Source organism: Halomicroarcula saliterrae (assembly GCF_031624395.1).
In the GTDB taxonomy this organism is placed as follows: Archaea; Halobacteriota; Halobacteria; order Halobacteriales; family Haloarculaceae; genus Haloarcula; species Haloarcula saliterrae.
Genome location: NZ_JAMQON010000001.1, coordinates 1,382,540 through 1,396,013, shown reverse-complemented (window position 1 = coordinate 1,396,013; position 13,474 = coordinate 1,382,540). Strand labels below are relative to the sequence as shown.

18 protein-coding genes are annotated in these 13,474 nt (G+C 66.4%); 9 read left to right on the top strand and 9 right to left on the bottom strand.

Features of this window, described 5'->3' with window-relative positions; translation table 11 throughout:
• Nucleotides 1–31 precede the first annotated feature (31 nt).
• Nucleotides 32–223, bottom strand: a complete 192-nt coding sequence (locus NDI56_RS07635; RefSeq protein ID WP_310918841.1) for a DUF7550 family protein — start codon at nucleotides 221–223, stop codon at nucleotides 32–34.
• 111 nt (nucleotides 224–334) lie between these two features.
• Between NDI56_RS07635 and NDI56_RS07630 the strand changes: the two genes are divergently transcribed.
• Both NDI56_RS07630 and hisF read left to right on the top strand, forming a co-directional pair.
• Nucleotides 335–1,324 (top strand): LamG domain-containing protein, encoded by a 990-nt coding sequence (locus NDI56_RS07630; RefSeq protein WP_310918840.1) that lies wholly within the window; start codon nucleotides 335–337, stop codon nucleotides 1,322–1,324.
• A 48-nt stretch (nucleotides 1,325–1,372) separates the two neighbouring features.
• Nucleotides 1,373–2,188, top strand: coding sequence for an imidazole glycerol phosphate synthase subunit HisF (hisF, locus tag NDI56_RS07625; protein WP_310918839.1), 816 nt, complete (start codon nucleotides 1,373–1,375; stop codon nucleotides 2,186–2,188).
• Nucleotides 2,189–2,194: 6 nt separating this feature from the next.
• Here the strand turns inward: hisF and NDI56_RS07620 are convergent, their stop codons facing one another.
• The gene (locus NDI56_RS07620) at nucleotides 2,195–2,428 is read right to left on the bottom strand and encodes a HalOD1 output domain-containing protein (protein ID WP_310918926.1); all 234 of its coding nucleotides are present in this window, start codon (nucleotides 2,426–2,428) and stop codon (nucleotides 2,195–2,197) included.
• A gap of 179 nt (nucleotides 2,429–2,607) precedes the next feature.
• Here NDI56_RS07620 and NDI56_RS07615 point away from each other — a divergent pair, with 179 nt between their 5' ends.
• Entirely contained in the window at nucleotides 2,608–3,444 is an 837-nt protein-coding gene (locus NDI56_RS07615) for a hypothetical protein (RefSeq protein ID WP_310918838.1), read from the top strand.
• A 69-nt stretch (nucleotides 3,445–3,513) separates the two neighbouring features.
• Nucleotides 3,514–4,383: a hypothetical protein gene (locus NDI56_RS07610; RefSeq protein ID WP_310918837.1), complete on the top strand. Its 870-nt coding sequence runs from the start codon at nucleotides 3,514–3,516 to the stop codon at nucleotides 4,381–4,383.
• Here NDI56_RS07610 and NDI56_RS07605 read toward each other — a convergent pair whose 3' ends face one another.
• A complete protein-coding gene (locus NDI56_RS07605; RefSeq protein ID WP_310918836.1) occupies nucleotides 4,384–4,668 on the bottom strand; it encodes a DNA-directed RNA polymerase subunit L in 285 nt (94 codons plus the stop codon). It lies immediately after the preceding gene.
• A gap of 115 nt (nucleotides 4,669–4,783) precedes the next feature.
• On the opposite strand from NDI56_RS07605, the gene NDI56_RS07600 reads away from it, so the two are divergent.
• Both NDI56_RS07600 and corA read left to right on the top strand, forming a co-directional pair.
• Complete coding sequence (locus NDI56_RS07600) at nucleotides 4,784–4,954, top strand: hypothetical protein (RefSeq protein ID WP_310918835.1); 171 nt, start codon at nucleotides 4,784–4,786, stop codon at nucleotides 4,952–4,954.
• Nucleotides 4,951–5,928 carry a magnesium/cobalt transporter CorA gene (gene corA / locus NDI56_RS07595; RefSeq protein WP_310918834.1) on the top strand — a complete coding sequence of 326 codons (978 nt, stop codon included), beginning with the start codon at nucleotides 4,951–4,953 and terminating at the stop codon, nucleotides 5,926–5,928. Before NDI56_RS07600 ends, corA begins: the two co-directional genes overlap by 4 nt.
• On the opposite strand, the gene NDI56_RS07590 is transcribed toward corA, so the two are convergent.
• From NDI56_RS07590 to NDI56_RS07565, 6 genes are all read right to left on the bottom strand, one after another.
• The gene (locus NDI56_RS07590; protein ID WP_310918833.1) at nucleotides 5,923–7,149 is read right to left on the bottom strand and encodes a tripartite tricarboxylate transporter permease; all 1,227 of its coding nucleotides are present in this window, start codon (nucleotides 7,147–7,149) and stop codon (nucleotides 5,923–5,925) included. The genes corA and NDI56_RS07590 overlap by 6 nt on opposite strands.
• Before the next feature lie 127 nt (nucleotides 7,150–7,276).
• Complete coding sequence (rpl12p, locus tag NDI56_RS07585; RefSeq protein ID WP_310918832.1) at nucleotides 7,277–7,615, bottom strand: 50S ribosomal protein P1; 339 nt, start codon at nucleotides 7,613–7,615, stop codon at nucleotides 7,277–7,279.
• A gap of 20 nt (nucleotides 7,616–7,635) precedes the next feature.
• Nucleotides 7,636–8,676: a 50S ribosomal protein L10 gene (locus tag NDI56_RS07580; RefSeq protein WP_310918831.1), complete on the bottom strand. Its 1,041-nt coding sequence runs from the start codon at nucleotides 8,674–8,676 to the stop codon at nucleotides 7,636–7,638.
• A gap of 1 nt (nucleotide 8,677) precedes the next feature.
• A complete protein-coding gene (locus tag NDI56_RS07575) occupies nucleotides 8,678–9,316 on the bottom strand; it encodes a 50S ribosomal protein L1 (protein WP_310918830.1) in 639 nt (212 codons plus the stop codon).
• Between the two features lie 271 nt (nucleotides 9,317–9,587).
• Nucleotides 9,588–10,076, bottom strand: a complete 489-nt coding sequence (locus tag NDI56_RS07570) for a 50S ribosomal protein L11 (protein ID WP_310918829.1) — start codon at nucleotides 10,074–10,076, stop codon at nucleotides 9,588–9,590.
• A 229-nt stretch (nucleotides 10,077–10,305) separates the two neighbouring features.
• Nucleotides 10,306–10,506 carry a VNG_1110C family protein gene (locus tag NDI56_RS07565; protein ID WP_310918828.1) on the bottom strand — a complete coding sequence of 67 codons (201 nt, stop codon included), beginning with the start codon at nucleotides 10,504–10,506 and terminating at the stop codon, nucleotides 10,306–10,308.
• Between the two features lie 148 nt (nucleotides 10,507–10,654).
• On the opposite strand from NDI56_RS07565, the gene NDI56_RS07560 reads away from it, so the two are divergent.
• The 3 genes from NDI56_RS07560 (at nucleotide 10,655) to NDI56_RS07550 (ending at nucleotide 13,135) form a co-directional block, all read left to right on the top strand.
• The gene (locus tag NDI56_RS07560; protein ID WP_310918827.1) at nucleotides 10,655–11,764 is read left to right on the top strand and encodes an OBG GTPase family GTP-binding protein; all 1,110 of its coding nucleotides are present in this window, start codon (nucleotides 10,655–10,657) and stop codon (nucleotides 11,762–11,764) included.
• 123 nt (nucleotides 11,765–11,887) lie between these two features.
• Nucleotides 11,888–12,331 (top strand): TIGR04206 family protein, encoded by a 444-nt coding sequence (locus NDI56_RS07555; RefSeq protein ID WP_310918826.1) that lies wholly within the window; start codon nucleotides 11,888–11,890, stop codon nucleotides 12,329–12,331.
• A 51-nt stretch (nucleotides 12,332–12,382) separates the two neighbouring features.
• The gene (locus tag NDI56_RS07550) at nucleotides 12,383–13,135 is read left to right on the top strand and encodes a VOC family protein (protein WP_310918825.1); all 753 of its coding nucleotides are present in this window, start codon (nucleotides 12,383–12,385) and stop codon (nucleotides 13,133–13,135) included.
• Nucleotides 13,136–13,474 lie beyond the last annotated feature (339 nt).

Below are 13,474 nucleotides of genomic sequence, written 5' to 3'. Positions count from 1 at the left end.
GCCGTATGGAGGGCGCCGAGGTGACGAGAAACTACACCAGCGCCAGCGCGACACCGAACGTCAGCGCCAGCCCGACGAGCGCGATGACTGCGCCCCGTGAGACCTGTCCCATGGTGAAATCGCTCTGTGGTGCCGTCGACCGGAGCGGTGGGGCCTTCGCGGGCAGGTCGACGTGGTCGGGGTCGTAGTCGGGCCGGTCTTCGCCGTGGTGGTCGTCTGCCATACCGGAACACTCTGTCAGGGGCCACCTGTAACTGTCGGATTCGCGCCGCCGCGTCGAATCGCGAACGGAAACCACCGAAACGGTTAGAAGCGCGTATTGATATATCATGGTATGGTGGAGGATTCGCGGGGGGCGTCGACGGTCGTCGGGGTGTTGCTGCTGGTCGGGGTCGCGGTGGTCGTTGGCGGCGTCGTGGCCGTCGGCGCGCTCGCGTTTCTCGACGGTATCGGCGCGCCGACGGCGAACGCGGATTTCACCTACGAACAGACGCCGGCCGGGTTACGGATGACGCCACAGGCCATCAGTACCGGCGTGACCGTCCAGCTAAACGGGCGTGACGTGGCGACGTTCGACCCTGACAGCGCCGGCCAGTCGGTGTTGCTCCCGACCGCGCCGGGCGACCGCATCACGGTGGTCTCACGGGACGGCGAGCGGTCGGTGCTGGTCGACCGGACCGTCGACGACCGCTCGGAGGTCGGTGATTTCGTCGCCTACTACACGTTCGAGGCAGGCAGCGGCGACACGCTGGTCGACCGGTCCGGTAACGGAAACAACGGCACTCTCAGTGACTACGATGGCGGGTCGGGCCCCCAGTGGACAAGCGACTCGCTCAGCTTCGACGGCCGGAACGACTACGTCGACGTGACCGGCCTCGAAGCGGAGACCGACGTCGAGGAGTTCACCGTCGCCGTGGCCTTTACGCAGCGGTCGGTCGGCGGGACGAGCCAGCTCGTCGAACACTACGGCGGCGGGAACGAGTGGTACCTCGAAACCGACACCGACGGCACGGACTACACCGTCGATTACGCGGTGAACAACGAAGACGGCGACATAGTCAACACCGGGACGCGCTACCCGACCGGGGAGCGCCAGGTCGTCGTCGGCACCTTCGACGGGTCGACCTACGAGCTGTTCGTCGACGGCGAGACGGTCGCGGAGGGGACCTACGACAGCGACGTCGAGATGGGGAACCTGGTCGTCGGCGCCGACGCGCCGAACGCGGACATCCAGTACCTCGACGGCGAGATACACGAGATTCGGCTCTACTACACCGCCTTCGAGGGGGAGGAAGTCGGAGCTATCACCAACGCCATGGGGTAGTTGCGTCAGTCGAAACGATGAAACGGCCGTGTAGCGAACCCAGAGGCAATGACTCTCACCAAGCGAATTATCCCCTGTATCGACGTCGACGTCGACGAGAACGGGGACGCGGCCGTCTACACCGGCGTGAACTTCGAGGATCTCGAGTACACGGGCGACCCCGTCGAGATGGCCAAGGCCTACAACGAGTCGGGCGCGGACGAGTTCGTCTTCCTGGATATCACCGCCTCTGCCGAGGGCCGCGAGACGATGCTCGAAACCGTCTCCGAGGTCGCTGACGAGGTGTTCATCCCGCTGACCGTCGGCGGCGGCATCCGCACCCGCGAAGACATCAAGGAGACGCTCCGTGCCGGCGCGGACAAGGTCTCGATAAACTCCGGGGCCATCGCGAACCCGGACCTCATCGAGGCGGGCGCGGCCGCCTTCGGCAGTCAGTGTATCGTCATCTCGCTGGACGCACAGCGGCGCTTCGACGGGCAGGGCGAGCAGTACGTCGAAGTCGACGGGGAGTCCTGCTGGTTCGAGTGCACGGTCAAAGGCGGCCGGGAGGGGACCGGCCTCGACGCCGTCGAGTGGGCCACGGAGGCCGAGCGCCGGGGCGCGGGCGAGATATTCGTCAACTCCATCGACGCCGACGGCACCAAGGACGGCTACGACATCCCGCTGATGAAGACGGTCTGTGAGACGGTGTCGACGCCCGTCATCGCGTCGTCGGGCTGTGGCGGCCCCGAGGACATGGCCGAGGTGTTCGTCGACGCCGGCGCGGACGCCGGGCTAGCGGCCTCTATCTTCCACTTTGGCGAGTACTCTATCGCGGAGACGAAACAGTATCTGGACGAACAGGGGATTCCAGTTCGACTGTAAGCCCGGTCACTCCGTCAGCGTGACCGACCCGTTCGAGTCAACGGTAACGGTGTACTCGTAGTACTGGAACGTGACTTCGACCGGCGAGCGGCCGGTCCGGCCGGCGCCGCCGAGGAGGGCGTTCAGCTCGTCGGGGTCGATCGCGTCGTACAGCGGCGTCTCCATGTCGAGTGGGTCGACCCCCATCCGTCTCGCCACCGCAGTTATTACGGCTTCGCTGGCGGTAGGTCCGTGTTCCATAGTCGTAGCTCTCATCTATATCATTCAGGACGCGTGATACGATAAACGCATGGGTCACTCTCGGCGCGGGCGGGGCGTAACAAATACGTGCCCCGGCGGCCCCGTCTCCGTGACACAGCGCCGTCGTTTCGCTCGCCCATGCCGCGACTCATTTGTAGCTCGGTCACCTAGCGTAGGTAATGGAATGGCGGTGTGAGTGGTGTGAGAAACCACACGAGGAGAACGACCCGCCCTGTGACAACTGCGGCCACGGGACCTTCGAGAAGGCAGTCACGCAGGTCAACCACGAGGTCGTCCCCGGCGGGACCGTCTGGGTCTGTCAGGACTGCGGGCGCTCCCACCAGCGGAACTCGCCCCCGTGCAAGCGGTGTGGCGGGGCGGACCTCGAACTGCGCGAGGGGCCGCCGGAGACGGACCCGCTGGACGAAATCGGGACCCGGTGGCTGGATGTCATCGAACCGAAATACGTCGCCGGCTACGCCGCCGTCGCCGTGTTGCTCGGTGTCCTCTTGCTGTCGGTGGTCGGTGTTATCTCGCTCCCGACGCTGGGCGGGGCGAGCGGGCCGCCGGCGGTCCCCGACGCGCCCGGGAGCGCCGACACCGTGGGCGACCTGTCACTGGCCGACGTCGAGAGCGCCTACGTCACGGAGCTGAACGACCGCCGGGCGAACGAGGGCGCCGGGACCCTGACCCGGAACGCCACGGCCGACGAGGCCGCGGCCTACTACAACAAGGCGACCGTGGCAAGTGCCGCGGGCGATGGCGACGGGCCCGACAGAGCGGCGTTCTCTCGCTTCCCGCTCCAGTGTGACCGGCCGAGCGTCGTCAGCTACCGGGTCGCCCCCGAGCGGACCGGCCAGTCGGTGACCGACTTCGAGAGCGAGGGGGCGCTGGCGACCGAACTGGTCGATAGCTACGTCGAGCGGGGCAACGCCTTCCGGAGCGGCGAGAGTATCGGGGTCGACGTCCACGTCGCGCCCGACGACACCGTATTCGTCACCTACGTCGTCTGCTGACTCCACCGAGACTCCATCTATCGGGCCGTACCCCGAATATTTTTATCAGGTTTCGTCTACAATTAACGCATGGACTGGCGGTGCAAGTGGTGTGGGAAACCACACGCGGAGAACGACCCGCCGTGTGACAACTGCGGCCACGGGCGCTTCGAGAAGGCAGTGGTGCAGATGGGGCCGGACAGCACCGGCGACGCGACTCAGGTCGTCTGGGCCTGCACCGAGTGTGGCCGGGAACACCAGAAACACTCACCGCCGTGTAGCCGCTGTGGAAACGCGACTCTGGAGCAGCGCGAGGCGGACTACAGCGACCTCGAAGAGGTGGGCGAGACCGGCTGGCTGGACATCCTCGACCGGCGGCACGCCGCTGGGTTCGCTGTCGCGGGTGTCCTCGCGCTCGTCCTCGGGCTGGGGGTGGTCGGTGTCGTCGACCTCCCGGGCCTCGGAGGCCCGCCGAGCCCGCCGGACGCCCCCGGTGAGAACGAGACGGCCAGCGGTGTCTCTCTCGCCGACATGGAGGCGTCGTTCGTTGCGACCATCAACGCGAGGCGCGCAGACGAGGGTGCGAGCTCACTCGAATACGGCGAGACCGTGGCCACGATGGCGACGTACTACAACAAGCGGGTGGTCGAGAGCAGGTACGGCGAGGCCGACCCGCCCACGCGGTCGGAACTCGACCCTTTCGACCCCGCCTGTGGAGACTCGTCGGAGGTCGCGCTGCTCCACCAGGAGTTTGCGGGTCCGAATCCGAACACGAACGTAACCGCTGACGGGGGACCGAGCGCCGACCCGTACGGCTCCGCGCTCGCGTTCGTGTTCGTGGAGGGCTCTGACCGGTCGGTCGGTGGCTCTATCGTCGAGAAACGGGGTCTGTCGGCCATCGGCGTCGATATCCACGCCGACCCCCAGGGAGATTTCCACGTGACCGTCGGCTACTGTTGATTACGCGGCCGCCTCGAACGCCTCGGTGAGGCTGTCCGCCTTCTCGATGACGCGGTCGGTCCCGTCTTCGAGGGCGTCGAGCGCGTCCACGTTCTCCGCCGTCTTGATGGTCAACACCGGGTCGGTCTGGCCACCGGACTGCTCCGGGTTCACGTCGTAGGTCGCCGCGGTGACACCGTCGGTCTCCAGCAGCGCCCCCTTGATGACGTTCATGAACGTGTGGTCCTCGCCCGCAATCTCGATAGCGAGTTCCGTGTCCGACTTGTCGATGACGCGCAGGTCCATACCGGAACAGTCCGACACTCGCACCCATCAACGTGTCGCTTCTCGGTAACCGACGCGCCGTCAGCGGCCGGTGGGCGGGCGTACGTTTTTACTCCGTGACGCTGATTGCCAGCGCATGAACACCGTTTTCGGCTCCGGGCTGTTGTTCACCGTCGGCGGCGTGGCCGCCTACCTCGCGGGCGTCGCCGTCCCGTACCCCGGCCGCGCCCTCTCACTGACGGCGGTGATGGTCGGCGTGACGTTGCTCGCCGTGGGTCGGTCGCCACACTCGGAGGCCACAGCGTGATCTCGGCGCTCGTCTACGCCGGGGAGTCCGCCGTCGCCTACGACGACCTCAGCGCTGCCCGACAGGCGATCGGGACGACGTGGGTGCACGTCGCCGACGCGACCGAGGCGGAGGTGACCGCCGTCCAGTCGGCCTTCGACCTCCACCCGCTCGCTATCGAGGATCTGCGTGGCGACGTGCGGGCCAAGACCGAGGAGTTCCAGACCTACACCTTCGTGTTGCTGAAGGCGATACGCCTCACGCCGGGCGAGACCACCTTCGAGAAGGAGGTGGCGACTAGCCCCGTGGGCATCTTCATCGGCCGGGACTGGGTGGTCACACTGGGGTTCAGCGAGCCCGGGCCGATTCAGCGCGTGATGGACGCCGCCGAACGGGGCGACGAGCGCCTGCTCCAGCGGGGACCCGATTTCACCGCCTGCCGCGCCGTCGACGTCATCGTCGACGCGTACTTCGACCTGCTCGACGAGATAGAGACCGACATCGAGGAGATAGAGGAGGAGGTGACGGTGTCGACCGACAGCGAGACCATCGAGAAGATAAACGACGTCCGCCGGGACCTGCTCTCCTTCCGCAAGCAGGTGTGGCCCGCTCGCGAGGCCGTCGGCGTCCTCGCCCGCGGGGACCCGAGAGAGGTCCAGCCACAGACGGAGAAGTACTTCCGGGACATCTACGACCACCTCGTCCAGATTGCCGACCTGACCGAGACCTACCGCGACCTCGTCTCCGGGGCCCGGGACATCTATCTCAACACCGTCTCCCAGTCCACCAACGAGGTGATGAAAGTGCTCACCGTCGTCGCCACCATCTTCATCCCGCTGACCTTCGTCGCGGGTATCTACGGGATGAACTTCGCCGGGGGCCCGTACAACATGCCGGAGCTGGGCTGGCGGTACGGCTACCCGGCGGCCATGCTGGGGATGGTCGCCATGGCGGCGCTCATGCTGGTCCATTTCCGCCGTCGTGACTACCTATAGGGCGAGCGGGACGAGCAGGACTCCCATCAGCGTCGCCCGGCGACAGCCGACCGTCGGCGGGAGGTGACCCACGACCGTCGCCGCGGCGAACACCCCGACGCCGAGTGGCCCGGCGAACACCGCCGCGAGGCCGACCAGTCCGACGAGGACCGCTACCGAGAGCCCGGCGGGGTCCAGTCGGCCGACGGTCCGGAGGTACCGGTCACCCAGTACCGGTACCAGAACGGCAGCGACGACCGCGGCGAGAGCCACCGCGGCCAGCAGGACGGGGAGGACGACCGGGACGCCGGCCCGGTCGAGCGCGACGAGGACGCCGGTTCGGGGGTCGCCGATGGTGACCAGCGCGAACAGCGCGAAGACGGCCGTCGCCGTGTTGACGCCGCTCGTCGTCACGACGAACGCCCGCGGCCCGCTGTCGGCCGTCAGACCCAGCGCCAGCGTCGCGGCGATAGCGCTCGATACACCGGGGAGATACCCCACGACGGCGCCACAGCACGTTCCGACGGTCGCGAGCGCGGCGACGGTGCGTCCGGGCGTCGTCACCGCCGCGTCCGCCTGCGGGGGGACGCCCTCGCCCTCGATGGCGGCGAGCAACACCGGCGCGCCGAACAGTCCCGAGAACAGCGGGACCAGCACGTCGGCGACGGGGAGCACACCGGAGACCGGGACATCGAGGACGGCGAGGCCCAGACCGCCGCTCGCAGCGAGCGCGGCAACCGCGCCCAGCCGTCGGTCCCAGCCCGGCTCCGAGAGGACGAGCAGGGCGGCGATAGCGCCGAGCACCAGCGGCAGGTTCGCCGTGACGAGCGGATAGACACGGACCATGGCGTAGGTCACGGGAAGGGAAAGCGGGACCGCGAGGGCCACGGCGCCGGTGCTGCCCAGCGCCGAGAGCCGGAGGGCTTCGCGGCCCCGCCCCTCGATGACCAGGCGATGGCTCGGTAAGGCCCCCGCCGCCATCGCCGGGTCGGGGACGCCCAGTGCCAGCGCCGGCACCACGTCCAGAAAGGTGTGGGTCACGCCGGCAGCCAGCATCGCCGCCCCGACGTAGAGCCGCGGGCCGGGCACCGACCCCGCCGTCGACGCCAGCAAGAGCGCGAGGGTGTTGGCGTGCAGCCCGGGAACGAGCCCGCTGACGGTCCCCAGGCCGATACCGCCGCCGACGGCCGCGAGCAGCGCTACGAGCCCGACCGGGTCGGCGGCGAATCTGACGGGGAGCATGGCCGGCACTGGCCGCGCCACCGCATATGAACCTCAGTGCGGCGGCTCACTCGATAGGTCGCTCCGGCGCGGACAGCGCCGCCGCTTTCGGGTTGCGTCAAAAAAGATCTGGTTGGAGTCGGCCGGATTAGCCGAAGAGCTCGCCGAGGCCCTCGCCGTCTGCCTCGTCGTCGTCGTCATCGTCCTCTTCCGCTTCGGCGACCTCTTCCTCGGACGGCTCGTCGTGGTCCGGCTCGTCGTCGCCACCCTCGGCGGGTGCGGCGGCACCGCCACTGGCGGGGACGGGTGCGGCGGCGGCCTGCTCGACGGCCTCCTCGATGTCGACGTCTTCGAGTGCGGCGACGAGGGCCTTGACACGGGACTCCTCGACGTTGACTCCGGCGGATTCGAGCACGTCGGTGAGGTTCTCTTCGTTGATTTCTTCGCCCGATTCGTTCAGGATGAGTGCAGCGTAAACGTATTCCATTGGTCTGTGGTGTTGTGGTGTTAGAACATCGCCCCGAGCGCGTCGCCGGCGTCTTCGTCGTCATCGTCGTCCTCGGCCTCGTCGTCGGCCTCGGCGTCGTCGGCGTCGTCCTCGGATGCGGTGTCCTCGGTCTGTTCGTCAGCCTGTTCCTCTGCTGCCGCCGGCTCCACGTCCTGGAGTTCCTCGGGCAGCGCGTCCGGATCGTCGATAGCGGCAGCCAGCGCACGGAGCTGTCCGTCGGCCTTGCTGATGAGGTCCGGAACGACCTCCGGGTCCTCGATAGCGGCGTTGAGCGCGAGGCTCTTCGCGTCGCCGCTCGCGGACTGCAGCATCGTCGGGACGGTCTCGGCGGTCGGGTACCCGGCGTTGACCGAGAGGTTGAACGCCCCGCTCGCGGCCGCGCTGATGTCCGCCTCGTACTCCTCGATATCGATTTCGAGCTCTTCCGGGGCGAACAGCACGCCGTCGGAGAAGACCCCGCGGAGGTCGAGACCGACCTCCTTGGGTTCGATGCCGAGCTCGTTGAGGACGTTCGCGAGTTCCTGTGAGACCTCCTCACCGGCCGAAAGCACGGTGGAGTCCGAGAGGACCTGAATCGAGCCTTCCTGAATGCGAGCGTCCGCACCGATGCTCTGGAGCTCGCCGACGAAGGGCCCGGGGTCGACGCCGGTGTCGCCCGCGGGAACGACGATGTCGTTCGGGGCGATCTCACCGGCGCCGATGGGCGCGGGCGTCTTCGACGCTTCGAGCTCTTGATAGAGCGAGAACGGGTTGCTGTTGGTCCCGATGAGGCCGACCTGTCCGGCGACGTGCTCGGTCAGGTCTTCGAGGCCACTGTCGACTTCTTCGAGCGCTCGGACAAGCAGCGTGTTCCGGGAGACGCGAAGCTCCGCGGAGCCGTGCAGGTCACGGCGCATGTCCTGGAGCTGTCGGGACGGAATCCCGGCGATGTTGACGACGCCGACGCTGTCGTAGGACTCGATCATCTCGACGATGTCGTCGACCTCAACCTGTTTCCACTCCGGGATGGTCTCTGTCTTGCGTTCGCCTTCGGCGCTCATATCAGGCCACCTCCACGGCGGGGCCCATCGTCGTCTTCACGTAGATGGTGTCGACGTTGAGCGGCCCCTTCTCGAGGTCGGCGTGCAGTCGGCGGACGATGACGTCGATGTTGTCCGAGATGTCCTCGGCGGACATGTCCTCGGCGCCCACGCGCGTGTGGAAGGTCCGACGCTCGCCGCTGCGGAGCTGCACGGTGTTTTTCATTCGGTTGATGACCTCGACGACGTCGTCGTCGGGGTCGAGCGGTTCCGGCATCTTCCCGCGTGGACCGAGTACGGTCCCCAGATAGCGACCGATGTCCTGCATGAGGCCCTTCTCCGCGATGAAGAAGTCGGTGTCATCGGCGAGGTCCTTGGCGGCGTCGTCGTCGCCACCGAGCTCCTCGAGTTCGTTCTGGTCGAGTACGTCGTCTGCGACTTCCTCGGCACGAAGGGCTGTCTCGCCCTCGGCGAAGACCACAATGGTGGTCTCCTGTCCGGTGCCGGACGGAAGAACGACGGACTCGTCGACGCGGTTCGACGGGTCGTTAAGGTCTAAATCGCGCAGGTTCACGGCGAGGTCGACCGTTTCGCGGAAGTTCCGCTCAGGTGCCTCTTCGAGTGCGCGAGAGACTGCGTTCTCAATTTCCTGGTCTGCCATTGTTCACCTCCGTAGTACGCCAAACGGCTTCTACGGGTCAGTGAAACAGGCGGATGCCTGTCTCGTTGTGGACAAAGCTTATCGGGAACTTAAACCCGTCGAACCGCCAGTCGACAGCGCCTGCCGCGGGGATAGCGACCGCTGTCGCTGGCGTGAGAATTCGGAGAAGACCGCAGAGAGCGGGTCAGTTCGGCCGGCTACGCCGAGGCCTCGGCCGCGACCTCGCCGAAAACTCGGACCGCTCGTTTTCGAGTGGGTCCCTCGGCAGCCACTACGCAGCGGCTTCCGCGGCGAACTCGTCGTCGTACTCGCCCTCGTCGATGCGCTTCTTGAACTCGCGTGGGTCGTTGCCCTCGATGGTGACACCGAGCGAGGTGCAGGTGCCGACGACTTCCTTGGCGGCGTTTTTCAGGTCGTAGGCGAGCAGGTCGGACTGCTTTTGCTCGGCGATCTGCATGACCTGGTCGACGGTGAGGTTCGCCACGAACTCCTCGTGGGGCTCGCCGCTGCCGGTGTCGAAGCCGGCCTCGTCCTTGACGAGTTCGGCCGTCGGCGGGACACCGACCTCGATGGTGAAGCTCCCGTCGTCGTCGTAATCGACGGTGACGGGGACTTCCGTCCCGTCGAAGGCGCCGGTCTCGTCGTTGATCTGCTGCACGACTGCCTGCACGTCCACGGGTGTCGGACCCAGCTCGGGACCGAGGGGCGGGCCAGGGTTGGCCTGCCCGCCGGGGACGAGCACTTCGATAGTTCCAGCCATGTACGAGCAATCCCTCTCGGCGGTTTAAAGGATTGCGTTTCGGGGGGCGCCGCGTGAGGGCGACACACGGTCTGAAGGGGAGAACGGCAGTGCTGTAGGCGAGAGCATACCGCTCGCTCGTGGCGAGCGGTTTCACCGAGCACGAACGGAGTGAGCGCTCGGCCTTTTTCGCGAACGTTTTTCGAGGAGCGGTTCGCGCCATCGGCGCGAACCCGACGGCGAAAAAGGTTCAGGCGAAGGTGACGCCGTTCATCGCGAGGAAGTCGCCGGCGTCCTTTATCTCGACGGGCGAACCGATGATGCGGACCTGTTCGTCCTCGTGGCGGACGGTGACGGTAAAGCGCCGCTCCAGCTCCTCGCGGATCCCGTTGAGCGCACCCACGGGTAACAGAATCTGCGTGCTGTCACGGAACCGATCCGCGTTCACCATTATTGATTGCTGATACCGGGCGTCCTATAGGTGTGTCGAAATCTCTGAGTGTTCAGCGCGTTGGGTACCCGATCGGGGTCGGTCGGCCCGCCGTGTGCTCGGCGAGGGAAGAAAGCCTTATTCGGTGTGCGCGGCCGACGTACACACAATGGGGCTCGAAGACGAGATTCAGGAACTCGAAGACGAAATCGCCAGTACGCCCTACAACAAGTCTACAGAAGCGCATATCGGCCGGTTGAAGTCGAAGCTCGCGGAGAAAAAGGAGAAGTTAGAACAGCAGTCCGGCTCGGGCGGGGGCGGCGGCTACGGCGTCGAGAAACACGGCGACGCCACTGTCGCGCTGGTGGGCTTTCCCAGCGTCGGGAAGTCCACGCTGTTGAACGCCCTGACCAACGCCGAGTCCGAGACCGGGGCCTACGAGTTCACGACGCTCGACGTCTACCCCGGGATGCTCAAACACAAGGGGGCGAACATCCAGATTCTCGACGTGCCGGGGCTCATCGAGGGGGCGGCCGGCGGGCGCGGCGGCGGTCAGGAGGTGCTGTCGGTCGTCCGGACCGCAGACCTCATCGTGTTCATGGTCTCCGTGTTCGACATCGACCAGTACGACCGCCTGAGCGAGGAACTGTACAAGAACAAGATCCGCCTCGACACCGAACCCCCGCGCGTGACGATCCGGAAGAAGGCCAAGGACGGCCTGTCGGTCAACAGCTCCGTCGACCTCGACCTGGACGAGGAGACGGTCAAGAGCGTGCTGCGCGAACACGGCTACGTCAACGCGGACGTGACCATCGGCGAGCAGGTCGACCTCGACCGTCTCATCGACGGCGTGATGGACAACCGCGAGTACGTCCCCTCGCTCGTGGCGGTCAACAAGGCCGACCTCATCGAACCGGACTACCTCCCCACCGTGGAGGCCGAACTCGAAGCGCGAGACATCGACCCCGACGAGGCCATCTTCATCAGCGCCGAAAAGGAGAAGGGACTCGACGGTCTGACGGAGGAGATCTGGGAGAAACTCGGGCTCATCCGCATCTACATGGACAAGCCCGGTCGGGGCGTCGACCGCGAGGAGCCGCTGATTCTCCGCGAGGGCGACACCGTCGACGACGCCTGCGAGAAGCTCGGCGGGAGCTTCGACGACCGGTTCCGTTTCGCGCGTGTCACCGGACCGAGCGCCAAACACGACGAACAGCAGGTCGGTCGGGACCACGAACTGGCCGACGAGGACGTGCTGCGTATCATCGCCCGTCGGTAACCGACGAGAGCGTGTCGCGTATCTTTGGCCGTGGATATTTCACTGCACGCGCGGGCGCGAGTGCGATTTCTGGTTTCCACTGTCTTCCAGCGCGTTCTTCTGTCTGTAGCGCTCCACTTCGGTATGGTCGCTGACCCGCGCCGTCGTCTCGGCGCCGTCGCACTGCTGGGGGTGCTCCCCTGGACGGTGCTGATTATCGGCAGCGAACTCACGCTGGTACTCCCGATCGGGCTCGTGAACACGGACCCGCTCCAGTTCGTCTCGGTATACGACTTCTTCGTCCGCTTTACGGCCGGTCTGCCGTCGTTCATCGAGGCCTGGCGCACCGGCGTCCTGCTGTATCTCGTCGCGCTCGCGAGCGCGCTCTCGGGTGTCGTCTGGCGCGAGGACGCCCGCATCACGGCGCTGGCACTGGTCGGAGCGGCCCTCTCACAGGTCGGGGTCTTTTTCGGGTTCAACAGACGGCTGGGATACGTCGCGCTCCCCGTCGGAACGGTCGTCATACTCGCTGTCGTCTGGTGGTACTACTGGCCGCTGCTCGCCCGTGGCCCTGCAGACGACGGGTGAGTGACACGACAGTGCGGTACGCTTTTCGCCCGTCCGACCCACGTTTCGACCATGCTGACACTCGACCACACGATGATGCGTGTCGAAGACCTCGAAGCGTCTCTGGACTGGTATCAGGACTACCTCGACTACGAGGAGAAGAGCCGCTGGGAGGCCGACACCTTCACGAACGTCTTCCTTGGCCCCGAGGACGTCCACGAGGAGGGCGCCCTGCTCGAACTCACGTACAACCACGACGGGCGCACGTACACGGAGGGCGACGCGTGGGGACACATCGCCGTCCGGGTCGAGGACGTCTACGACGCCTACGAGGAACTGATGGACGCCGGCGTCGAGGACTACCGCGACCCCGACTCCTGTGGCGGTTCCTACGCGTTCGTCACGGACCCCGACGGCCACGAAATCGAGATCGTCGAGCGCGACCACGGCGCGAAGTGGAGCCTCGACCACACCATGTTGCGGGTCGAGGATGCCGACGCGGCCATCGGCTGGTACACCCGGAAACTCGACTACGAGATGTTCCGACGGTCGGAACACTCCTCTTTCGCGCTGTACTTCCTCAAGCCCCGCGACGCCGCCGACGAGGCGATGTCGGTCGAACTGACGTACAACTACGACGGCCGCAGCTACGAGCTGGGCGATGCCTGGGGCCACGTCGCGGTCAGCACCGACGACCTCCACGACACGTGGGAGACGCTCATGACCCGCAACGCGGAGGACTACCGCGACCCCGAGAGCTGTGATGACCGCTACGCCTTCACCAAGGACCCCGACGGGCACGAAGTCGAGATTGTGCGGGAGTAGCGCGGTCCGGACCCTCGTCTGGGGCCTCGAAACGCGAGCGACGCTGTTCGACGACGGCGATAGCTGCGAGCAGTAGCGGGCGTGCGATTTTCGACGCGACGGCGAACGTGGGTAGCCGAGCGACCGAACTGACTGAAATTCCGGGGCAGTCTCGGTCACGGGATATCCCACCGACGACAGCGACCCGGAAGACGCATGGCTCTGTCGCGAGACCGTTCTGACTCTCACGCTGCGGGAGACCGTTACCTAACTGCCGCCAGCCTGCGGTTCCCTGCACCGGACTGCTAGCCAACACACGGGTATCGCGTAGACACCCGGGACCCTAGCTGCAGTGTTACC